Annotated in this window: 15 protein-coding genes; 6 read left to right on the top strand and 9 right to left on the bottom strand. The window is 63.7% G+C overall.

Translation table 11 applies throughout. From position 1 onward, the window contains the following. Nucleotides 1-65: 65 nt before the first annotated feature. From PCA31118_RS21970 to PCA31118_RS21945, 6 genes are all read right to left on the bottom strand, one after another. Entirely contained in the window at nt 66-1,355 is a 1,290-nt protein-coding gene (locus PCA31118_RS21970) for a c-type cytochrome (protein ID WP_150627121.1), read from the bottom strand. A gap of 93 nt (nt 1,356-1,448) precedes the next feature. Continuing rightward, the gene (locus PCA31118_RS21965; RefSeq protein ID WP_150627120.1) at nt 1,449-2,324 is read right to left on the bottom strand and encodes an ABC transporter ATP-binding protein; all 876 of its coding nucleotides are present in this window, start codon (nt 2,322-2,324) and stop codon (nt 1,449-1,451) included. After that, the gene (locus tag PCA31118_RS21960) at nt 2,318-3,439 is read right to left on the bottom strand and encodes an ABC transporter permease (RefSeq protein WP_425495392.1); all 1,122 of its coding nucleotides are present in this window, start codon (nt 3,437-3,439) and stop codon (nt 2,318-2,320) included. The genes PCA31118_RS21965 and PCA31118_RS21960 overlap by 7 nt, the downstream gene beginning before the upstream one ends. A gap of 79 nt (nt 3,440-3,518) precedes the next feature. Continuing rightward, nucleotides 3,519-4,562, bottom strand: coding sequence for an ABC transporter substrate-binding protein (locus tag PCA31118_RS21955; RefSeq protein ID WP_150627119.1), 1,044 nt, complete (start codon nt 4,560-4,562; stop codon nt 3,519-3,521). Between the two features lie 97 nt (nt 4,563-4,659). Continuing rightward, the gene (locus tag PCA31118_RS21950; RefSeq protein ID WP_150627118.1) at nt 4,660-5,550 is read right to left on the bottom strand and encodes a class II aldolase/adducin family protein; all 891 of its coding nucleotides are present in this window, start codon (nt 5,548-5,550) and stop codon (nt 4,660-4,662) included. A 42-nt stretch (nt 5,551-5,592) separates the two neighbouring features. Beyond that, the gene (locus PCA31118_RS21945) at nt 5,593-6,690 is read right to left on the bottom strand and encodes an LLM class flavin-dependent oxidoreductase (protein WP_150627117.1); all 1,098 of its coding nucleotides are present in this window, start codon (nt 6,688-6,690) and stop codon (nt 5,593-5,595) included. 251 nt (nt 6,691-6,941) lie between these two features. Here PCA31118_RS21945 and PCA31118_RS21940 point away from each other — a divergent pair, with 251 nt between their 5' ends. The 6 genes from PCA31118_RS21940 (at nt 6,942) to PCA31118_RS21915 (ending at nt 16,907) form a co-directional block, all read left to right on the top strand. Further along, entirely contained in the window at nt 6,942-8,213 is a 1,272-nt protein-coding gene (locus PCA31118_RS21940; protein WP_150627116.1) for an acyl-CoA dehydrogenase family protein, read from the top strand. After that, the gene (locus PCA31118_RS21935) at nt 8,210-8,875 is read left to right on the top strand and encodes a cysteine dioxygenase family protein (protein WP_150627115.1); all 666 of its coding nucleotides are present in this window, start codon (nt 8,210-8,212) and stop codon (nt 8,873-8,875) included. The genes PCA31118_RS21940 and PCA31118_RS21935 overlap by 4 nt, the downstream gene beginning before the upstream one ends. Before the next feature lie 54 nt (nt 8,876-8,929). Then, nucleotides 8,930-10,573 carry a rhodanese-related sulfurtransferase gene (locus PCA31118_RS21930; protein ID WP_150627114.1) on the top strand — a complete coding sequence of 548 codons (1,644 nt, stop codon included), beginning with the start codon at nt 8,930-8,932 and terminating at the stop codon, nt 10,571-10,573. Nucleotides 10,574-10,723: 150 nt separating this feature from the next. Beyond that, nucleotides 10,724-11,899: a glycosyltransferase family 9 protein gene (locus PCA31118_RS21925; protein ID WP_174990561.1), complete on the top strand. Its 1,176-nt coding sequence runs from the start codon at nt 10,724-10,726 to the stop codon at nt 11,897-11,899. 342 nt (nt 11,900-12,241) lie between these two features. Beyond that, nucleotides 12,242-14,494, top strand: a complete 2,253-nt coding sequence (locus tag PCA31118_RS21920) for an autotransporter outer membrane beta-barrel domain-containing protein (protein ID WP_150627112.1) — start codon at nt 12,242-12,244, stop codon at nt 14,492-14,494. A gap of 163 nt (nt 14,495-14,657) precedes the next feature. Next, nucleotides 14,658-16,907 (top strand): autotransporter outer membrane beta-barrel domain-containing protein, encoded by a 2,250-nt coding sequence (locus PCA31118_RS21915; protein ID WP_150627111.1) that lies wholly within the window; start codon nt 14,658-14,660, stop codon nt 16,905-16,907. 117 nt (nt 16,908-17,024) lie between these two features. Here PCA31118_RS21915 and PCA31118_RS21910 read toward each other — a convergent pair whose 3' ends face one another. The 3 genes from PCA31118_RS21910 to PCA31118_RS21900 form a co-directional block, all read right to left on the bottom strand. Continuing rightward, the gene (locus tag PCA31118_RS21910) at nt 17,025-17,558 is read right to left on the bottom strand and encodes a hypothetical protein (RefSeq protein WP_150627110.1); all 534 of its coding nucleotides are present in this window, start codon (nt 17,556-17,558) and stop codon (nt 17,025-17,027) included. Then, a complete protein-coding gene (locus PCA31118_RS21905) occupies nt 17,555-18,586 on the bottom strand; it encodes a winged helix-turn-helix domain-containing protein (RefSeq protein ID WP_174990560.1) in 1,032 nt (343 codons plus the stop codon). Before PCA31118_RS21905 ends, PCA31118_RS21910 begins: the two co-directional genes overlap by 4 nt. Before the next feature lie 116 nt (nt 18,587-18,702). Beyond that, complete coding sequence (locus tag PCA31118_RS21900) at nt 18,703-21,066, bottom strand: hypothetical protein (protein ID WP_150627108.1); 2,364 nt, start codon at nt 21,064-21,066, stop codon at nt 18,703-18,705. Nucleotides 21,067-21,271: the final 205 nt, after the last annotated feature.

Here is a 21,271-nt window from a genome sequence, read left to right as displayed (position 1 = left end):
GGAAACGGTTGAAATTCGTGCGTCGATGGGGAGGGCAGGGCAGGGCGGTGTCCGCGTCGCAAGCGCTAATGCACGAAGCCGCCTTTGACGAAGCGCACCGGGTCGTCGTCCATCTGGCGCAGCGTGGTGCTCAGCGGATCGCCACCATCGCGACCCTTGGCCCCGACATCGTCGGGCCCCGAAGTCGACGTGGTGCACATCAGTCCGCCGTCGGTCCAGCCCCGGCGTCCGGCCGGTGCCAGCGCGCGCAGCCAGCCGTCGCGATCGGCCAGCCATTCGGTGCCCGCCAGCGCCCCCGGCGACGCGCCTGCAATCTGCGCGAAGACCTGCCATGCCTCGGGTGAGTCGGCGACACAATCCGCCCGTGCGCCGAAAAGCGGCGTGACCTGCGACGGTTTGCCAGACGACGCGATGGTGCGCACCGCCCGCACGGGCTGCCCTTGCCCTTGCCCCTGCCCTTGCCCCCGCCGCCCCGGCGGCTCCGACGCCAGCACGTTGCCGTCGCGGATCAGCAGTGTGAGAAAGCGCGGATCTTCGAATGGGGGCGGATGCGCGGCGTCCACGGCGACGACCCGAACACGCTGGCGACCTCGCCATGCCGCGACCTGACGCGCCGGGCCATCGGCGCATTTGACGGTAAGAGAGGGCAGTGCGATCGGCACCGGCCAACTGCCGCCGGCGGCCATCCCGGCAGAGGCCGAGAGCACGCGCATGTAATCGAGCGCAGCCCATATTTCCCGGTCGCTGAGACGTCCGGCAAACCCCGGCATCGTGACACCCTGTTCGCGACGCATGCCATACAACACGTGCCAGAACAGTTCGCCATCCGCGCGGCGGCTCAGCAGTGCGCTCGCCATCGTCGGCGGCCAGCGATCGAGCGTCGCGGCAAGCGGGCCTTCGCCGCGTCCGTCGGCGCCATGGCATGCCGCGCATTGCGCCGCATACACGCGCGAGCCGCGCGCGATGCTCTGCACCGTGAATCCCGTCGGACTCGAATGGAAGCTCGTGGGCACGGCCGCCGTGAGCCATAACGAAGGCGATGGCCACGGCGCGACGAGCAGCGCGCCGATGGCGGCGAGCGTGAGCCAGCGCCAGGCGCGTCGCCAGAGCAGCGCGATCAGCAGGCAGGCAACGGCGAATGCGATGGCCGCCAGCATCCAGGCAAACTGCCGGGCGAGCGAGACATCGATGACGAGATTCTCACCGGCGATGCGCGACGCGAATGGCCAGGCAGGCGCGCCGTGCGAATCGTCGGTGATGCCGAGCGCATAAAGAGCCTCCAGCCACGCGGATTGCGCGAACTGCAACGCTTGCAACAGGGCGTTCAGCCAGAGATGAGAGGGCGGCGAGGTCATCGACGCCGCTCCGCTGAGGAACGAGCCGACGACCGCAGGAAGCACGACGTGACAGGCATATCGGGACTGCGCACAGCGAATTCGGGAAGTGACTCACCAACTGGCATCGAGCCCCAGATGTCGGAGCGCTTCGTGGCGCAGTTCGGTGATGCGCGCGTCGCCGCGATGTCGCGGGTACGGCAAATCGACGCGCAACTCCGCCACGATCTTCGCCGGACGCGGGCTGAAGACGATCACGCGTTGCGCGAGGAACAGAGCCTCTTCCACGTCGTGTGTCACCAGCAGCGCGGAGTAACCTGCGCGCTGCCACAGGTCGACCAGTTCGCTTTGCATGGCCAGTCGCGTGAGCGAGTCGAGCTTGCCAAGCGGCTCGTCGAGCACGAGCAGACGCGGATCGTTCACCAGCGCGCGCGCCAGCGCCACACGTTGCGCCATGCCGCCGGAGAGTTGGTGCGGAAAGGCCTCGGCGAATTCCGACAAGCCCACGCGCGCCAGTGCAGCGTCGACGCGAGGGCGCTCCCTGGCCAACACGCCGCGCGCCTGCAAACCGAGCGCGACGTTATCGCGCACGGTGCGCCATGGGTACAGCGTGGGGTCCTGAAACACCACGATACGCGACGGATCGGGACGCGTAATCGGTGCGCCGTCCTGCGTAATCGCGCCGCGCGTCGCCGTCTCCAGTCCGGCGACCAGACGCAGCAACGTGGACTTGCCGCAGCCGCTGGGGCCGAGCAACGCGACGAATTCGCCGGGGGCGACCTTCAGATCGACGCCGTCGAGCACCTGCAACGGCGCCTGTCGCGAACCGAACCAGTGGCTTACCCCCTGAATGTCGATTTGTGCGCCGGTGTCGTTGGCCGACGAATGACGATCGGCCTCCGATGGCAACTGCCGGGCCTGCTGCGCTCGGGCATTGGCATCGGCATCGGCACCGGCGAACGTCGGGGAAGAGGTGGCGGCGCTTACCATTTGACGGTTCCTTTCTGCCAGGCGAGGGCGCGGTCGCGCACGGTGAAGAGCAGCGTGATCACGCCGGAGAAAAGCAGGGCCATGACGATGAGCGCGGCGTACATATTCACGTACGACGCCCAGCCCTGAGCCCACGTGAGATACCAGCCGAGGCCGGACTTCACGCCCATCATCTCGGCGGTGACAAGTACCGAGAACGATGCGCCCAGTCCCATGAACAGGCCGACGAACACATTCGGCAGGGCGGCCGGAATCGCCACGCGCAGCACGAGAAAGGCTTCGGAGGCGCCAAGCGTGCGCGCCACGTCGTAATAGCTCTTGTTCACGCCTGCAACGCCCGACCACGTGAGCACGGCCACGGGAAATGCCGTCGACAGCGCAATCAGAAAGGCCGCTGCCGAATAGCTCGACGGGAAGAAGTAGAACGTGAGCGGCAGCAGCGCCGTGGCCGGCACGGGACCGAGCACGCGCAGCACCGGATGCACCCAATAGCCGATCGCCCGCGACCAGCCGATCGACACGCCGATCAGAAAACCGGCAATTGCCCCGAAGCCGAAGCCCAGCCCCAGCAGCTTGAGCGTGTTGACCGCACTGTCGCCCAGACGTCGCCAGTCTTCCGTGTAGACCTCGATGAGCGCTTGTGGCGGTGCGAAGAAGGGCGTGGGCAGCGTGCCGGTTTTCGCCGTGAGGATCTCCCATGCCGAGAGCGCCACCGGGATCGCCACGAGCCATGGTCCCGCGCCCGTCAGGGCTTCACGCAGGCGTAGCAGCGGCGGTGTTGCACGACCGGACACCGACAGGACGGCGAGCAGCGCGGCCACCACGAGGGCGAACACGCCCAACTCGTCCGTAAACGCCCAGTCGGCGAAGCCGACGACCTTGTTCGGCCAGCGCAGCGTGATCGAGCCGAACGCCGCCCATGCGAGCGCGGCGGCGAACCCGACGCCCCACAAGGCCGGGGTACGCGGTGCGGCGAACAACTGGTCGATTTCCGTCTCGTCGAAGCGAGGCAAGGAGGGGGCTGGCGCCGAAGCGTAAGCAGAAGCAAAAGCCGACGCAGAAGCCGACGCAGGCACTCGCAGCGTCGACCCTTCGGCGTGTTCCGTCAATTCCAGCGCGCCGGCCGGGGACGCTCCGCGCAGCGCTGCGTTGTCGAGAATGGCACTCATGATCGTTTATCCATAGGGCGCAGGTTCAGCCGAGCACATTGGCGTAGACGTGCTGCGCGAGTTTCTGCGGATCGGTCGTCTTCTTGAGCACGCCGATGCGACGGAAGTCGTCGGCGAAGTACGCGATTTCGTCGCGCAGATCGACGCCGGTCGGATGATGGGAATACGTGAGCGTGGCGTACAGCTTGCGCAGGTCTTCGGTGCTGATCTTCGGCGAGTACTTGGCGAAGATCTTGGCGGCCTCGTTCGGATTCTCGTTGACGAATTCGGTGGCCTGCACGATCGAGCGTGCCAGCGCACTGGCGGCGGCCCGGTCGTTACGCACCAGATCGCCGCGCGCACCGACCACGCAGCACACCTTGCGGGCGTACTCGCCGCTGAGGTTGGTCGCCAGTTCGACGTAGGCGCCGTTGGTGCGCTTTTCCAGCAGGTACAGGTTCGGATCGCCGTCGGCAATCGCCTGAATCTCACCCTTGTCCACAGCCACGCCCAGCAGGTCCGCCGGATACTGACGCCACGTGATGTCGCGCTCCGCGTCGATACCGTTCTTCGCGAGCAGAATCTGGAAGAAGTGCTTGCCCGGTGCGGCCAGATCCGACACGCCCACGGTCTTGCCCTTGAGCGCGGCGAGCGACGTGATGCCCGCCGCCTTCGAGCCGAGCAGACGCACACAACCGCCGTGCGAGCTGCCGATGATCTTTACGTCGAAGCCCGATTCGAGCGGCTTGAGCCAGCGATGAATCATGCCGACGGCAGCGTCGGCCTTGCCGGTGGCGATGGATTCGAGCAACTGGTCCGTCGAGCCGCTGTAGTTGATCAGATCAACTTGCAGGCCGTTCTTCTCGAAGAAGCCGCGCTCTTGCGCAGCGACGATGGGCGTGAGGCAGAACGAGTTCTGGTTCCACGCGAACGTGAGCTTCCTGGGTTGCGACCAGGCCTGACGTCCGAGCAACAGCGCGGGGGCGGCCAGCGCTGCGGCGGCGCCTGCGCGCAGCACTTTGCGGCGACCGGCATGCACTTCGTTCGGCGTGACGACGCGGGTGGTCTTGTCGGTGTGGCGGAACTTCATGGATACGACTCCCCTGTTGATTTCTGATGTTTGTGTGCTTGTTGGTGCGCGCGCGGGTGTGCAAGTCAGGCAGCACTATGGCGCCGCGCGAGCCATGTCAGTCGAGCAGATCCGGCTCGGCTTCGACGAGACCTTCATAAAGGCTCTCGAACGAATACAGCGCGCCTTCGGGGCCGCCGACCTGACTGTGCGTGTGTCGTGCGGTGGCTTCATCGATCGGTTGCGGCGTGCCTGCGGCCTGCGCCAGCAACTGCGTGTGCGCCGCGTTCTCCAGCGCGATGTACCACCACGCAGCGGCCTCCACTGTCGGGCCGGCAGTGAGAATGCCGTGGTTCTTCAGAATCACGCCCTTGACCGTGCCGCTGCCGTCCGGCTTGTTCAGCGCCTGCGCAATGCGGTCGCCTTCGCTGCCGTCGACCACCATGCCGGTGAAGTCATCGAACAGGGCGTGGTCTTCGAAGAAGCCGCACGAGTCCTGCGTAAGCGGGTCGAGCGCACGGCCCAGCGTCGACCACGCCTTGCCGTAGGTCGAGTGCGTGTGCGCGGCGGCGACCAGATGCGGATGCGCCTCGTGAATCGCCGCATGAATCGCGAACGCCGCCTTGTTCAGCGGGCGGTCTCCCACGACCGTCTCGCCCTTCGCGTTGACGAGCAGCAGGTCGGAGACCTTAATGCGCGAGAAGTGCACGCCGAGCGGGTTCACCCAGAAGTGATCGGTCAGTTCCGGGTCGCGTGCGGTGATGTGTCCGGCCAACCCCAAATCGAAGCCATGCCGCGCGAAGATGCGGAACGCGGCCGCCAGACGCGTCTGGCGATGGCGACGCTCCGCGAGAATGTCGCTGCGCACGGGCGGCGCGTCGAACCAGAATCGCTGTTGCGGCGCTGCGTTGAGCACGAGACCGGTCGGCGTGGTGCGGGTGTTCGGGGGGGAGGTCGTCGAATTCGTACGGCCGAAGCCATGGGTGTCGACGGGCAGAACGGCAGCCATTGGGTTTCTCCTGTGCGTCGAAATCAAGTCGATGAAGTCAAGTCAGGCCGCGCGGCGCGTGGCCTCGTTCTGGCGATCGCGCTCGGCGACCAGCGTGCGCAAGCGCGGAATCAGTTCGCGGCCGTAATCGATGGCGTCGCCCAGCGGGTCGAAGCCGCGGATGAGGAACGTCGTCACGCCCAGATCGTAGTAGTCGAGCAGGGCGTCGGCGACCTGCTCCGGCGTGCCGACGAGGGCCGTGGAATTCGAGCGACCGCCGATGAGCTTGGCGATCTCCGTCCACAAGACCTTGTCCAGTCGCGCGCCCTTTTCGGCGGCGGCCAGCAGACGTCGTGCCCCTTCGCTTTGCAGTGCCGAGCCTTGCGGCAGGCCGGCGGCTTCGCGGATCGCCTTGGCCTGCGCGAGGATCTTGTCGGCGCGCTCCCATGCCTTGGCTTCGGTCTCGGCCAGCACCGGGCGGAACGACACCGAGAAGCGCGGCACGCGACCATGCACGGCGGCGGCTGCACGCACGCGCGTGGTGATGTCGCGCACCTGATCGAGCGATTCGCCCCAGAGCGCATAGATGTCGGCATGCTTGGCCGCGACGGCAACGGCTGCGTCCGAAGCGCCACCGAAGAAGATCGGCACATGCGGTTGCTGCACCGGTTTGACTTCGGAGAAGCCTTGCTTGAAGCGGTAGTACTTGCCGTCGTGATCGAACGGTGTGTCCTCCGTCCAGATGCGGCGCAGAATGCTCAGATATTCGTCGGTGCGGGCGTAGCGCTCGTCATGCAGGAGAAAGTCGCCGTCGCGCTGCTGTTCTTCATCCGAGCCGCCCGAGATGAAGTGAACGCCCAGGCGTCCGCCGCTGAACTGGTCGAGGGTGGCGATCTGGCGCGCGGCCAGCGTCGGTGCGACGAAGCCCGGGCGGTGCGCGAGCATGAAATGAATGTTCTCGGTCACGGTCGACGCGTAAGCGATCGTGAGCGTGGCCGACGGGCTGGTGGAGTGATGCGGCACGAGAATGCGGTCGAAGCCCGATTGCTCGTGAGCCCGCGCAAAATTGCGCACGTAATCGCGGTCGACGGCAGCGCCGCTTTTCGGATGTATTTCGGATTGCTTACTGCTTTGAATCATGCCGATGATCTCGACGCTCATGACGCTCTCCTGATGTGGGGTAGGGGACGCGTGCACGGCGACGTGGGTCGGTTTGCGCTACACGCCCATCGATCGGAACAGACGGTGAATGGGTGTGAGCGTACGCAAACAATCTACGGTCGTTAAATAATCATTTACGCAAAGATTATTCGATATGGATGGTTGGGCGCGCGCGTGCCGGGCCTTACGCTATGGGCACTGCGTAGAGCGGCGCACCCTGCGTCGAACGCATATTTGCTTATTCCAAAATCATGGCTTCTTCTGGTCTCGCACCTTCCGGGGCGGTGCTGCCGCTGCCGCGTGCCGACGGCCCCGTGCGCGCGGCGCAACTCGACACGCTGCTCCCGCCCATTACGCGCGCGCTGGCCGAAAGCGCAGCGTCGCTCGACCGCGATGCGCGCTTTCCGTTCGACAACTTTGCGCTGTTGCATCGCCACGGCCTGATCTCGGAGATCGTGCCGCGTGCTGCCGGTGGCGGCGGTGGCGGGCTGGCCACGGCACGCCGCATCATCGGGGCTGTCGCGGCCGGGGAATCGGCCACGGCGCTCGTCCTGACCATGACCTATCTCCAGCATCGCTCGCTCGTGCGTACCAGTACGCGCTGGCCGCAAGCGCAGCGTCAGGCCGTGTTCGAGAGCGCCGTGCGCGATGGCGCATTGATCAACGCGCTGCGCGTCGAACCCGATCTCGGCACGCCCGCGCGCGGCGGGCTGCCGTCGACGATTGCCAGACGGACCGAAACCGGCTGGCGGCTGTCCGGACGCAAGCTTTATTGCACGGGGATTCCCGCGCTGCGCTGGCTGTGCGTCTGGGCGCGCACCGACGAAGCGGAACCGCGCGTCGGCGTCTTTCTCGTGCCGCGTCCGGCAGGCTCGGAGGCGTCGCCTGATCGGCCCGGTATCCGCGTCGTGCAGAACTGGGATCACCTCGGTCTGCGCGCGTCTGCGAGCCACGAAGTCATTCTCGAAGACATCGATCTGCCGTTCGGCAACGCAGTGGACATCCGCCCGCCCGGCGAATGGGCGCCCGCGGGCATCGGCCAGCGTGACAACGATGCGCATATCGAACAACAGGCGTGGATGAGCGTGCTGCTCGGCACGCTTTACGACGCGGTGGCGCGCGCCGGCGTCGATTGGCTCGTGACATTCCTCAACACACGGGTGCCGGGCAATCTCGGCGCGCCGCTCGCCACGTTGCCGCGCGTGCAGGAGACGGTCGGTGAGATCGCCACGCTGCTGCATGTCAATCAGCGTCTGCTCGATGCGGCGGCGCAGGCGGCCGATGCGGGAGACCCCGATGACGACATTGCCAGCGGTGCGCTAAAGTTCACGGTAACGGGCAATGCCATCCGGGTGCTGGAACTGGCCCTGCAACTTTCCGGCAACCACGGACTCTCGCGCAACAACCCGCTGGAGCGCTATCATCGCGACGTGCTGTGCAGCCGTATCCACACGCCGCAAAACGACACCATTCTGGGCGCTGCCGGACGGCAGGCGCTCGCAGTTTTCCGGGAATCTGCATGACAGGTACTACCGAAGTGTTGGATGGCATCGCCTTGTCGCGCGATTTGCCTGCACAGGATTACGACGCGCTCGACCCGCTGCGCACGTTCGTCGCGGCCTTCTCGCGGCTGCTGGAACGACGTCCGCACGAAACGACCTTGCTCGAAGAGGGCGCCGGTCTGCTCGCCCAACTCGTGGCGCGCGACGACTGGCTGCCAGACGCGTTCGCCGCGCCCCATCCCGATCATTACCAGCAATTCCTGCTGCACTGCGATTCGGCCCAGCGGTTTTCCATCGTGAGCTTCGTCTGGGGGCCGGGCCAGCGCACGCCGATTCACGATCACACCGTGTGGGGGCTGATCGGCATGTTGCGCGGCGCAGAGCACTCACAACCGTATGTGCTCGACGCCAAAGGTATCCCCGTCGTGGCGGGCGATCCGGTGCGGCTTGACCCGGGGGACGTGGAAGTGCTGTCGCCGCGCCTGGGCGATATTCACCGCGTGAGCAATGCGTACGACGACCGGGTGTCGGTCAGCATTCACGTGTACGGCGCCAATATCGGCGCGGTGCATCGCAGCGTCTTCACCGAATCCGGCGAGCGCAAGGGCTTCGTCTCCGGCTATGCCAACGCGCAGTTGCCGAATCCGTGGGGCAAGGCCGCGCCGCCCGCCGACAAGCAATGACGGGGCGATAGCCCAGAGCAGCCACACCGCATCGACTTCAGACGAATTCAAGGAATGACCGTGTCCGTTCAATTGACCGACGTGCCGCCGCAGGCCGCAGACGCCCCCTCTCCCGAACTGACCTACGCCGACGTGCGCGCCGCGCTGCTCGCACGCGAGGAAATCGCACTGCTCGACGTGCGCGAGGAAGATCCGTTCGCGCAGTCGCACCCGCTGTGGGCGGCGAATCTGCCGCTCTCGCGCGTCGAGATCGAGGCCTGGGCGCGCATTCCGCGTCGCGATACCCGCATCGTGCTTTATGGCGCGCATGACGGCGAGGACCTCGCCCCGCGCGCGGCGGCCGTGCTGCGCAGGCTCGGCTATACCGACGTCAATCTGCTCGCGGGCGGACTCGACGGGTGGATTGCCGCCGGTGGCGAAGTCTTCCGCGATGTGAACGTGCCGAGCAAGGCCTTTGGCGAGTGGGTCGAAGGACTGCGCCACACGCCGTCGCTCTCCGCACAGGAAGTGAAGGCGCTGCTCGATGCGGATGCCGATGTGGTCGTCGTCGACGCGCGTCGTTTCGACGAATACCAGACGATGAATATTCCCGGCTCGACGAGCGTGCCCGGCGCCGAACTCGTGCTGCGCGTGCGTGAACTCGCTCCGGATCCGGCCACCCGCGTGATCGTGAACTGCGCGGGCCGTACCCGCAGCATCATCGGCACGCAATCGCTCGTGAACGCCGGTCTGCCGAACCCGGTCGCGGCGCTTCGCAACGGCACCATCGGCTGGACGCTCGCCGGGCAGTCGCTGGAGCATGGTGCCGACCGTCGGCATCCGGCCACGGTACGCGAGGCGACGCTGGCGGTCGCCCGCGAAGGGGCGCGTGCCGTCGCGGATCGCGCGGGCGTGCGTCGTATCGCGTTGGCGGATGTGCCATCGCTTAATGTTCCCGGGCGCACCGTCTATCGCTTCGACGTGCGCACGCCGGAGGAATACGCCGAGGGCCATCTTCCCGATTTCGCGAGTGCACCGGGCGGACAACTCGTGCAGGAAACGGACCATCACGCGCCGGTGCGCGGCGCATGGATCGTGCTTGCCGACGATGACGGCGTTCGCGCCGACATGACGGGCTCGTGGCTCGCGCAGATGGGCTGGACGGTCTACGCGGTCGAGCCGCACGGCGCCGAAGCGCGCAGCGCACAAGGCGGCTGGCCGCTGCACACGCCGAGTGCGCCGGATGTCGCCACGGTCACGCCCGCGTTGCTCGCGCGCTGGATCGACGAAGCGGCTCCCGGGCAACTCGCGGTGCTCGATTTCACCTCGGGCGTGAACTACGTCAAACGACACATTCCTGGCGCGTGGTTCGTGATTCGTGCGCGGCTCGGGGAGGCGCTGCGCAAGGTCGGGCCGGTGCCGCGCTATGTGCTGACCTGCGGATCGAGCTTGCTCGCGCGCTTCGCCGCCGCTGATCTGCGACGTCTGACCGATGCGGAAATCGTGGTGCTGGAAGGCGGCACGCAGGCCTGGATCCATGCGGGATTGCCGCTGGAGTCCGGGCAGACGCGACTGGCCAGCGCCCGCGACGACCGGTATCGTCGCCCGTACGAAGGCACCGACAACGCGGCGCAGGCGATGCAGGCGTATCTCGATTGGGAGTTCGGCCTCGTCGATCAACTGCATCGCGATGGCACGCACCACTTCCAGGTGGTGTAGGCGCAGGCTGCGCGCGTGGCATACTTCCGAACTTCAAGCGTCGCCGCGCATGCCCCGTAAGTCGGTCTGCTGATTCACTCGATTGAATCGGTCGGCCGAGTGATGCATCGGGCAGGTCCGCGCGGCGGCCGATTCGCCTTCGACCCGACCATGTCACAGCAGCGCCGCTTCGCCAGTCTCATCGATCCGTGCACCCGTATCCCGTATGAGTGGGTGTACCACGAACCCGACGTCTTTCTGCAACGCACGTCGAAGTTCAAGGTCGCCAAGAAGTACCTCCATCGCCGTTTGCGTCTTGCGCTGAGCGGGCAGGCGAGTCGCGAGGTACGTCATGTCGCACCGGATGCGCGCGTGCTATGGATTTACGGCGGCAAGGCCTCGGTCGGCGATGCCGTGATGGACCTGTCCGGACGCGCGTTGCTGCGCGATCGCGCGGGGCCTGTCGATCTGCTCATCGGCCCGGGGCTGATGGCCGTGTTCGAGGGCGACGACATCTTTCGCCACGTCTACGACGATCCGGCTGCGGTGAATCCCGCTGACTACGACGTGGTCGTGCTGCAAGAATTCAACTACCCGACGCTTCGCATCAAGCGCCGTTTTTTCGAGGCGCTGCCGTTCGCGTGTCTGTTTCGCTTCTTCCACGGCCCGGATCGCAATCAAACGCAATTCAGTCTGGCCGCCGTCAACGACGTATTCGGCTTGCAACTCGGCCCCGACGAACTCTTCGCGCGCGCCAAGCCGTATTTGCGGGAAGAGACGGCGTTGCCGCAGGCCGTGGTGAACCGACTGCCGTCGGGACCCTATCTCGTACTGGCGATGGGCGGTGTCGAGCCGCGTCGCACCTACGCGCATTGGCGCGAATGCCTCGAAGCGTACGACGCGGCGCATGCGCCCGGCTTGCCGACCGGCATCGTGCTGTTGGGTTCCGGCAACGGGGTGGACGCGGCCAAAGCGCTCATGGAGGCGAAGTTCCGACATCTTGAGATGGTGTCGTTCGTTGGCGAACTGACCTTGCGCGATGCCAAACGGGTCATCGCGAATGCGTCGCTGTTCGTGGGCGCGGACGGGGGGCTGATGCACGTGGCACACACCACCCGCGCGCCGAGCGTCACCCTGTTCGCCGCTGCCGAGCCGCCGTATCTACGGCTCACACCGCGTTGCCAGTCGACACCCTTGCAGACGCAGAGCGACGTGAGCGCTGTCGATCCGGTCGAGCTTGCCGAGACCATCATCGCGACGCTGGCGGCGACGCCGTCGTTCGTACCGAATGTGCCGAAGTTGGCGTCCGAATCGCCGTCTTCCTCTGTGCCCGACGCTTCGCGCTAACGTCCATTTTTCCTTCCTGCGTCGTCCCTGCACGCTTCGCGCGCCGGGACGACCGCGTCCCGAGCATTACACGAAAGTTCTGTCACGACACCTGTCAACGTTGACAGGTGCGGTTTGGCTCGTCTGAATCTAACGTTCAATCAATAAAGACGCTGCAACCCCATGATTACATAAGGGTTTCCCCTTGTGTTTTTCGAGCGGCGCGACAGTCCGCCGGGTTGGATGAATCGGGGCTGCGGAGGTCAGGGGCTTGGTGTTTTCGGCGGAATGCTTGGTGGGGGCATCCGCCGGTCTTGTCGCATCCGTCGGTTTGTCATGCATGCCTATGTGTAGGAGAACCGTATGAAAACGCTAAAGCCCCGGGCGCCTACGCGCCATCCGATTGCTCATGCCGTCGCTGCGTGCGTGGCGTGTCTCGCGGCGCAGGCGCAGGCGGCGATTGTGGATGGTGTCCCGGCAACGGTGACAGCGCCAGGCAATCCTGCAGAACAGTGGCTGGTCGTCAACGGGGGGACGTTGACAGTCGAGCCAGGTGCGGCGACCAACTTCATCAACGTCGAAACCGGAAGCACAGCGAGCGTCGACGGTGCGACGGTGGCTGCCACCATCGGCGTGAATTCCGGCATGCTGTTTCTCAATACCTCCGGCACCGTCTCGAACTCCACGGTGAGCAGCACGGGCGGAAGCGGTATTGCGCTTGGCTCGAACGCAGGGTCCACCATCGCGCCCAACGTGACAGTCACCAATAGCACGGTCTCCGGTGTGCAGTTCGGTGCGTCGGTCGGCACCAAAGGGACGCTGACGTTCAACAACAGCACGGTGAGTAGTAGCGGTACCGCCCAGTTCGACTCAGGCATTGCGAACTTCGATTCCACGCTGGTCGTCAACGGCGGCGCTGTGAGTGGGCGTAACGGGATCTGGATTGCCACTGGGGATAACGGCATTTCCTCGACCACGACGCTAAGCGGCACGACGGTCACGGGGACAGGCGGCCCCGGGATTCTGATTCAGGCACAACCCACGATTCCCGGGCCGCGACCGGTCACCCTCAATATCGAGAACGGCACGACGATCACCGGGAGCGACGGGAACATCATCAATTCAATCGGCGATTTCACGTCGACCGTCACCGTCGACAATTCGCAACTGACCGGCAACGTGACGGGGGACGGCACGGGCGTCATCGATCTGACGCTCAGAAATAACGCCTCGCTCACGGGGGCGCTCGTGAATGTGAATTCGTTGGCTGTGAATTCCGGCGGGAAATGGGTGTTGACGGGCAATGGCAGCGTGCCCACCGTGACAATGAACGGCGGCACGATCGATATCTCAGGGACTGCGGCCGGCACCGGAACGTTTCACACATTGACGTTAGGCACCCTCTCCGGCAACGGCGCGTTCATGATGGGCACCAACATCGCGACCCACACGGGTGATTTGCTGGCGGTGACGGGTAACGCCACCGGCAGCTACCAACTGCACATCCGCAACACTGGCGCAGAGCCTGCCGAAGTCAGGCCGTTGACTGTCGTGACGACAGGCGGCGGCGGTGCGGCATTCTCGCTGGTCGGCGGCGCCGTCGACGCCGGCGTGTACAAGTATGACTTGCGTCAGGACGGCAACAACTGGGTCCTCATGACAGACCCGCACGATCCGGGAGATCCCGGTGGTCCCGATCTGACACCGGGGGCGGAGACGGTCATTGGCATTTCCGGCGTTGCGCCATCCGTTTGGGCCGGTGAGCAGGCCATCTTGAGAAGCCGCCTCGGCGACATCCGAATTGCGGATCAGGGCAACAGCGGTGCATGGGTTCGGACCTACGGGAAGCAGTTCCACGCGACACCGACCTCCGGCGTCGATTACCGTCAGACACAATACGGGGTCATGGGCGGCGCCGACGCCGTGGTCGGCAAGGCATGGGGTGGCACCTGGCTGGTTGGCGGGTTGCTTGGCACCAGCCATAGCAAGCTCTCGTTCGATGGCGGCTCAACCGGTGGCGTCAATAGCTACACGGCAGGCCTCTACGGCACGTGGCTCGGTGCCACGGGCTATTACTTCGAGACGGTGGTTCGCTACAACCACTTCCAGAACGACGCGAACGTCATCATGAGCGACGGCACGGGCGCGCACGGCAGCTTTGGCGAGAACGGTGTCGGTGCGACGTTGGAGTTCGGTCGACACCTGAAATTCAACGGCGAGTGGTTCCTGGAGCCATACGCACATCTGGCTTTGCTGCGTGTCGGCGGCGACAACTTTACGCTCACCAACGGCATGCAATCCCAGACGTCGCACACCGGGTCGGTGCAGCTTCGCGTGGGGGCAGCGTTCGGCAAGACGGTGTCGCTATCGGGAGGCGGCGTGATTCAGCCCTACCTGAAGCTGGCGGTGGTTCAGGAGTTCATCAAGAGTAATCAAGTCATGGTCAACGGCATTGGGTTCAACAACGATCTGTCCGGCACTCGCTTCGAGTTCGGCGCGGGGGTGACAGGGCAGTTGCGCCGCAATCTGCAGATCTACTCGGAAGTCGAGTCGAGCGTGGGGCGCCATGTCAATCAGCCTTGGGGTGTGCAGCTGGGACTGCGCTACACATTCTGATGTCAATGCAAGTTTCGCCTAACCGTGAAATGTAATTCCGTGAATTTGGTGGAATGTTGATGATTTTCAGTGAATATTGGTGGTTAACGTCATTTGAAACGGTTTTTTGTAGGGTGTTTGCGTACGCTTCGTGTCGTTTTGACTTTTTCTGGAAACGACCATCATGCGTACGACAGACCTGCGGCGCATTGCCGCAACCCCCTTCCCAAGCCGAATTGCGCAAGGCGTCGCGATTCTGCTCACCTGTCTGAGTGCTACGGCACATGCCGGAATCATCAACGACGGCGGCGAGCACGAGCTCAACGCCCCCGGCGATCCGGAACAGTTTTGGAACGTGAGCAATGGCAGTCAACTGACGATCCACCCGGGCACGGCAACCAATTGGCTTCGCGCCGATAGGGCGAGCCGCCTGATCCTCGATGGTGTGCAGGTTGTCGGCACCATCGCTGCCAACGCCGGTATCACCCTCGAAAACGCGAGCGCGAACATCGCCAACTCCAGTATCTGGAGCAATAGGGGGAGCGGGATGTGGGTGGGCATTGGCGGGGGGAACTTCACGCCCTCGAGCGCGGTGGTCAGCAACAGCACGATCAACGGCTTGGCGGCTGGCATTCACATGGGGGCGGGCGCGACGGTTGTGCTCAACGATACCCATGTCAGCAGCCGTGATGGGCGCCTCGGCGCACACAACGCCGGTGTCTACACTCGCGACTCGTACCTTCACGTCAATGGTGGCTCGATCACCGGCGATCACGGTATCTGGATGGCAAGCGGTCCGTACGGAGATGAGTCGGTGGCCGTGCTCAACGGCACTCATATCGTGGGCAGAGAAGGTGCGGGGATCCTGCTTGAGGCCGACCCGACAAGCGTCGACGGAAAATCGGTATCGCTGACGATAGCGAATGGCACCACGATCACTGGCGCCAACGGCGTACTGATCGAGCATCACGAGGGTGTCGATTCGACCGTGACCGTCGACAACTCCCAATTGACCGGCGATATCGTGAGCGACGGCAGCGCAACGCTGGATTTGACGCTGCAGAACTACGGCTCGATCACCGGTCAGTTGATCAACGTCGATTTGCTGGCTGTCAATTCGAATGGCAAATGGGCGCTAACGGCCGATCAGGAAATGGCCAAGATTACGATGGACGGCGGTTTCATCGATATTCACGGCACGGCAGCCGCCGGCACGTTCCATACGCTCGATGTCGCGGCGCTTTCCGGCAATGGCACGTTCCAGATGCAGGCCGATCTGCAACTGGGCGGCGCCGACCTGCTCGACGTGGAGAGCGCAACGGGTGAGCATCAATTGCACGTCAAGAACACCGGAACGGAAGGTGGCGTCCAGACACAGGTTCTGGTCGAGCAAGGCGGCGGCGACGGCAAGTTCTCGCTCGTGGGCGACAAGGTCGACGCCGGGGTGTATTCGTACGTGCTGAAGTCGGACGGTGAGGCGGGCGGCGAGCAGTCGTGGTATCTGGAGAAGACCGAAGCGCTGACGCCGGGTACCGACGCGGTGGTGAATATCCACAATGCATTGCCGACCGCCTGGCTGGGTGAGCACACCGTGCTGCGTTCGCGACTGGGCGAACTGCGCCTGGGCGAGGGAGACAAGGGCGGGACCTGGGCGCGGGTGTTTGGCGGCGAATACAACGCGCGTCCCGCGGCGGGCACAGGTTACAACCAGAATCAGTGGGGCGTCATCGGCGGTAGCGACAGGGTTGTGGCGCAAAACGACGCGGGTCGCTGGCTCGTCGGCGGCATGTTCGGTACCAGCAATAGCCGGTTGAAGTTCAACAACGGTTCACGCGGCGACATCGAGAGCCACACGGTCGGCGCTTACGCGACCTGGCTGGGAAATAACGGCTACTACTTCGACGGGGTGTTGAAATACAACCGCTTCGGCTCGGAGCTGGATGTTCGCATGAGCGACGGCATGCGCAGCAAGGGCGATTTCGTCAACCACGGCCTGGGCCTTTCGGCGGAGGTCGGTCGCAAGATCGAATTTGGCAATCAATGGTTTATCGAGCCATTCGGGCAAGTGGCGGGCCTGTGGGCAAACGGCTCGGACTTCACGCTGGATAATGGTATGCATGCCACGACCAGCAGCACGAAGTCGTTGCTCGGCACGGTCGGTATGCATTTTGGTAAGACGTTCGAGACGGCAAAGGGCACCTTCCAGCCGTACGGCAAATTTGCGGTGACGCACGAGTTCGTGCGAAGCAATTCGGTGCGCGTGAACGGAATCGACTTGCAGCAGGACATCTCGGGCACGCGCCTCGAAGTCGGTGCGGGTCTGGCTGCGCAGATGGCGAAGAATTTGCAGGCGTACGTGGAGGGCAGCTACTCGGTCGGCAAGCGTCTCGACAAGCCGTGGGGTGCCAACGTCGGTGTGCGCTATCGGTTCTAACGCTTCCGATATGAGACGGGCGACGCGCGCACGTCGCCCTTGAAGATCTTTTTGAGTGCTCCACTTGGCCTGACGACCTGCAAAGGTGTCAGGCTTTTTTATTTCCGTCTGTTGGCGTCAGGCGGGAGACGCCGCCTTGGGCGCGCAATACACGCGCGGTTGATCGTTATAGCCGACACTTGCGCCATCGCCGACGCGCATCGCCTGAAAGTAATCCGTGTGGCCCGCCTGAAAGCCGTGATAGACGAAGCGGTAGACGAGGTCGTCCGGCGTGTCGTCGTTGGGTAATCGGCTGGCACGCAGGGTGTTCACTCGTAGCCAGCTTTGCAGCGCCACGTACCGGAATTCGCTGGCCCGATGCACAACGCTCGATGTGTCGCCTTGCATTACACGGCCAGTAAAGCGAGCGGTGCCGGTGCCGTCCTTGTGGTAGCTGGACTCCATCGTGCCGAAGACTTGCACGCGTGCACCGGTGGAGGAACGGGTATCGAACTCGATGTTGGCGAGGCATTGCCATTCGACGCGGTCGTCCGGTACGAGCCACCACGCGGCAGCCCATGGAATCGTCGCGGCAATGACAGCGCCGAGCCAAAGGCTGCGCTTCGCGCGTTTTCGGGATTCACGCCGATCTGGCGGCATGGGGTGGCTCATGAGTGAGTGTGGTCGATCAGCAGATAAGACAAGCATTCGGAGTCGGCGCGGCCGATCGGTGCGCGACAGAGAAAGTAGCTGAACACGTCGAGACTGCCGGCGCCGTTGATGTATACGTAGCGCTCGTGAGCATCGTCGACGGCCAACGGAGGCGTACTCGCCAGTCGTGCGAGACGCTGCTTGACGAAGTCTGCGTCCTGCTTGAAATCCGGCGCGATGAACACGCGGTTGTCAGGCGTATCGTCGAGCGGCGCCCACTGGGCAACACTCGCATTCGTTCGCAGATCGCCACGCAGCGAGGGGACCACCCAGCCTGCGAGCGCGGCGCTGACGGCGGCAACCCCCAACCAGATACCCGTCGCGGGCCACCAGGATTGGCGTAGCGGCCTGGCGTCGGCGGGAATTTGCGATGTCGATTTCGTTGCGGACTTGGCGTCGTCGGCAGGCTGTCCAGGCGCAACTTGCCTGCCATCGTCGCCGCCGAGGGTGGAGGCAGGCCCCTCGCCCACGATTCGTGGCGTCGTGCTTGTCGATCCGCTCGACGGATCGTTGCTTACGCGCTCCGACGATGACTTGCTTTTGTCTTCGAAAATATTTTCAGTTCTCGAGACACTTTGGGCGTTATCCCATGGAAACGGTGCGCTGGATGCGCCGGTTTCCGCAGATAGCGGGGTACTCGTGAGGGCATCGACGAAAGGCGTCACCCGTTTGGCGCTGGTCAGTCGATAACCAATGCGCGGAAGTGTGGCGAGCACGGCGGGGTCCGCGCCGAGTTGTTGCAACGCTTTTCGGATGCGAACGATGGATTGGCTGAGGTTGTTATCGGAGACCACTGCACCGTACTGCTCCCAGCCTTGCGCGAGCAAGGTGCGCTTGGTCACGATCTCGCCGTCGGCTTCCAAAAGCACTTGAAGGCAGCGCCCGGCGGTCGCGCCGAGCGGCACGCTCACGCTGGCGTCTCGTTGCGAGACCAGCGCGAACGTGTCGGTATCGAAGCCCGCAATGTCAGCGATAAGGAACTTGACCATAGCAAATCGCCAAGGTGTAGAACACCTTGGCGTCAGGAAAGTTGGGAATGCTTCGCAGGCAATGTGTGTGATGTCGTCCTTTTGAGACGAAGTCACGCACATCGCGTTGCTAAATGTTACTCCTTCTTAAAGGGATCGGGCGTCGGGCGCGCGGCGATCTGGGCGATTCTGCGCGCGTGCGGGTCGTCGATACGGCGCTCCATCTTGACGGCCTTCCGAAGTTTCTCCTCACGTAATTTCTTCATAGCAAGGTAATCCCGGCGTTGGGAGGATGTCGTTCGCCACGCGCCTACATACTTCCGCAGTGCGGCAAGCCGGGCTTTCGCCGACGACGTCCCCACGCCCTCCAGCGCTTCGGCCATTGTCGGACGGTGTCGCTTGGCAGTGGCGGCGCCACGGGCCGGATCTGGCGGCTTGGGCATGTTGCCGAGCTCGACGATGCTGCGGGCCCCGTCGGTAGTCTCCTTGTGCATCGTGTCGTCGTCGCCGCGCGTCACCTTGTACAACACCCGGGCTCTTGCCAAGGCCCAAGCATGCTCAATCACCGCTTGCGGCCATGCGAACGTCAACGGCTTGCCGATGTTGGTCGGGGTGATCACTAGTTCGAATGGGAAACCCGGCACCTCGTTCACGCCATCTTCACCCCCATATTCCGCAAGCGGAATGGGGTCGCCATCGGGTTCGCCAGTCTTCCATCGGTTGCACAGCACGTGAATCCGAACGATGTCTTCCAGTTTCTGGTTGGGGTATACGGGAATTGTCAACGGTGCGAAGCCGTTATTGATCTCGGTGATCTTCTCCCAGGTGATTATGGCATCGTTGAATGCAGCTTCCGGCAATGGACCCGGCCCGCCGGGCAAGTCGCCTGAATCCCGAACCGTCACGACGGTGACAGGCGACAGGGCGGTGTTGACACTACCGTCCACCAGCGTGCGCTCGACGATGTACTGGACATCCTTCAACCCGCTCCCGCCGGCTTTCACCGGCCCCCATGCGAGCGGCCTGACGAGATCATCTTTGTTGACTACGTCACCTCCGCCTACCGTGTAAGCTCCGGCGGGCTCGCCGTTATAGACGAAGAGAATCTCGTCGCCGGCAACGAAGGCATCCTGGTCGGTCACATTGCCAAGTTCATCTCTGACGAACCAGGGAATGACAATCTTATGGTCCACTTCGACGGACGCATCGGGAATGAAATCCTCCTGTTCCGGGTCCTGCCATGCGGAATGTCGAACCACCGGTTTGCCAAGTGCCTCGTTTTCGGGCGTTTCGGGATCGGGGTCGACGCCGCCGCCCTGACTCAGATTCACACGCACACGCTTTGGGGTGTCGGGGCGTCCGGCTTCTCGTCCCTCGGGGGTGAAGACGATATAGTTCACCTCGATGTCGGCGAAACCTCCGGCGTCCTTGTTCGCCTCCCATTCCGCGGAAACGGCGGCGTAGGGCGCATCCACTTCGAGCATGAATTCCTCGGTGTTATCGCCATCGAAGACCACGCCGGGCAGTGCCGTATCGCCCCACGTCACGACAATCTTCATGCCCGGCACCACGCTCAGATGTCCGGGAATCTGAACGACGACAGGCTCGCGCGCGTCTTCCTCGGTGATCAGGCCATCGACCTCTTGCGCAGGAACCTCCGGGGGTTCGAGGTCATCGATGGCGCCGGAGATGAACACTTCGACGACCTTGATGTTCGCTTCGTCCGACTCGTTGCCTGCCATGTCGGTGACTTTGTACGTGAACTCGAGCAGTCCGTCTCCGACCGTTTCAAGGAGATCGCGTGGAAACTCCAGCACGACCGGATCCGACAAGTCACGGGGGTAGGTGAGCGTGACCGGTGGGAGCTCATGGTTCGCACCGTCCTTTTGCCGAACGATACCGACGACGACATCCATGTAAAACATGTCGATCCAACTCGGTAGGGTCAACGGCAAAACGTCGTTCAGATCGGTCAGGATCGAGTCGGTCAATCCGTTTTCTTCCACCTCCGGAGGCACCTCCCCCTCGCCGAGGTTCGTTGGCTTCGCAAAGTCACACACGAAATAAAACGGGCGCGACAGATTGGAAAAGTTCGGATCGTACTCCGGACGGGTGGCGTATTGCAATGCGTGTAGTCCGTGGGTCAGTAACAGCGGTTGGACGGCGAACGTGAAGGTTTCGTTGTCAAAGTCTTCGTCTGTGAACTCATATTCGACACCGTCGGTCTTTCCATCGACTTCGTATATGTATCGATAACCCGGCGTGTAGTTAACCTCCATTTTCGCCGTGAAGTTGATCGGCTGGTCTTTCAATGTCGTCTTGATAACGTTGAAGGGGTAGATGTTTTCAGGCACGTTTTGACGATCGGCCAGCGCATCCGGATCGATCACTGGCGGGTCCGGTTCGAATAAGGGGCCGGACTCCGAGGTTCGCTTCGCCGGGACTGTCAGGCTGGCCGCCTTGTTGTCCGTGCGTAAAAGAGACTTTCGTTTGACTGTCATGACAGACCTCCATTCGGAGAGGAGTTGGGTTTGCCAAGTGTCGCGCGGCGATTGTCGTCCGGTAACTGTCAACGTTGACAGTTGTCGGGCACGGGCATCGGTAGTGATATGGACGCATCGGCACGCGCTGCGCGAATGAGATGCGCAACGCGTGCCTTTTTTCCCGTCTCGTCATGTGTGCCCACACCCGCGCACGCCCTTCCGG

Source organism: Pandoraea captiosa, from assembly GCF_902459775.1.
GTDB lineage: Bacteria > Pseudomonadota > Gammaproteobacteria > Burkholderiales > Burkholderiaceae > Pandoraea > Pandoraea captiosa.
Note: the sequence above shows the minus strand (reverse complement) of the source record. Positions and strands in the feature narration are given on the sequence as shown.

What these genes read in the sequence shown, in the direction of transcription:
- PCA31118_RS21970 (WP_150627121.1), bottom strand. Translation starts at nt 1,355, where the DNA reads ATGACCTCGCCGCCCTCTCATCTCTGGCTGAACGCCCTGTTGCAAGCG.
- PCA31118_RS21965 (WP_150627120.1), bottom strand. Translation starts at nt 2,324, where the DNA reads ATGGTAAGCGCCGCCACCTCTTCCCCGACGTTCGCCGGTGCCGATGCC.
- PCA31118_RS21955 (WP_150627119.1), bottom strand. Translation starts at nt 4,562, where the DNA reads ATGAAGTTCCGCCACACCGACAAGACCACCCGCGTCGTCACGCCGAAC.
- PCA31118_RS21950 (WP_150627118.1), bottom strand. Translation starts at nt 5,550, where the DNA reads ATGGCTGCCGTTCTGCCCGTCGACACCCATGGCTTCGGCCGTACGAAT.
- PCA31118_RS21945 (WP_150627117.1), bottom strand. Translation starts at nt 6,690, where the DNA reads ATGAGCGTCGAGATCATCGGCATGATTCAAAGCAGTAAGCAATCCGAA.
- PCA31118_RS21940 (WP_150627116.1), top strand. Translation starts at nt 6,942, where the DNA reads ATGGCTTCTTCTGGTCTCGCACCTTCCGGGGCGGTGCTGCCGCTGCCG.
- PCA31118_RS21935 (WP_150627115.1), top strand. Translation starts at nt 8,210, where the DNA reads ATGACAGGTACTACCGAAGTGTTGGATGGCATCGCCTTGTCGCGCGAT.
- PCA31118_RS21930 (WP_150627114.1), top strand. Translation starts at nt 8,930, where the DNA reads ATGACCGTGTCCGTTCAATTGACCGACGTGCCGCCGCAGGCCGCAGAC.
- PCA31118_RS21925 (WP_174990561.1), top strand. Translation starts at nt 10,724, where the DNA reads ATGTCACAGCAGCGCCGCTTCGCCAGTCTCATCGATCCGTGCACCCGT.
- PCA31118_RS21920 (WP_150627112.1), top strand. Translation starts at nt 12,242, where the DNA reads ATGAAAACGCTAAAGCCCCGGGCGCCTACGCGCCATCCGATTGCTCAT.
- PCA31118_RS21915 (WP_150627111.1), top strand. Translation starts at nt 14,658, where the DNA reads ATGCGTACGACAGACCTGCGGCGCATTGCCGCAACCCCCTTCCCAAGC.
- PCA31118_RS21910 (WP_150627110.1), bottom strand. Translation starts at nt 17,558, where the DNA reads ATGAGCCACCCCATGCCGCCAGATCGGCGTGAATCCCGAAAACGCGCG.
- PCA31118_RS21905 (WP_174990560.1), bottom strand. Translation starts at nt 18,586, where the DNA reads ATGGTCAAGTTCCTTATCGCTGACATTGCGGGCTTCGATACCGACACG.
- PCA31118_RS21900 (WP_150627108.1), bottom strand. Translation starts at nt 21,066, where the DNA reads ATGACAGTCAAACGAAAGTCTCTTTTACGCACGGACAACAAGGCGGCC.